Origin of the sequence: Streptomyces sp. DH12, assembly GCF_020873895.1 — a bacterium.
In the GTDB taxonomy this organism is placed as follows: Bacteria; Actinomycetota; Actinomycetes; order Streptomycetales; family Streptomycetaceae; genus Streptomyces.
Map to the genome: position 1 here is coordinate 1 of NZ_JAHWGT010001123.1, position 447 is coordinate 447.

Below are 447 nucleotides of genomic sequence, written 5' to 3' on the forward strand. Positions count from 1 at the left end.
TTCGGGAACCGGGGGTACATGGCCGCGTCGATGGACGAGATCGCCGAACTGGCGGGCGTGTCCAAGCCGTTGGTGTACCTGTACCTCAACTCCAAGGAGGACCTGTTCACCGCGTGCATCCGCCGTGAGGCCAGGGCGCTCACCGAGGCGGTGCGCGCGGGGGCCCGGCCCGAACTGCCGGCGGACCGGCAGCTCTGGTCGGGCCTGACCGCGTTCTTCACGCACACCGCCCGGCACCCCGACGGCTGGGCGGTGCTGCACCTCCAGGCGCGCACCCACGGGGAGGTGTTCGCCGCGGAGGTGGCCGCGATGCGCGCGGAGATCGTCGCGTTCGTGACGCAGCTGATCCTGGCCGCCGCGCGGGAGGCCCACCGGGACCCCGACCTGCGGGAGGCGGAGGTGTCCGGGCTGGCGGAGGCGCTGGTGGGGGCCGCCGAGTCGCTCGCC

Annotated in this window: 1 protein-coding gene; it reads left to right on the forward strand. The window is 74.0% G+C overall.

The genetic code is table 11. The features are described from left to right. On the forward strand, positions 1-447 hold a 447-nt coding region (locus LPA54_RS38845), incomplete at both ends, for a TetR/AcrR family transcriptional regulator (protein WP_228985103.1).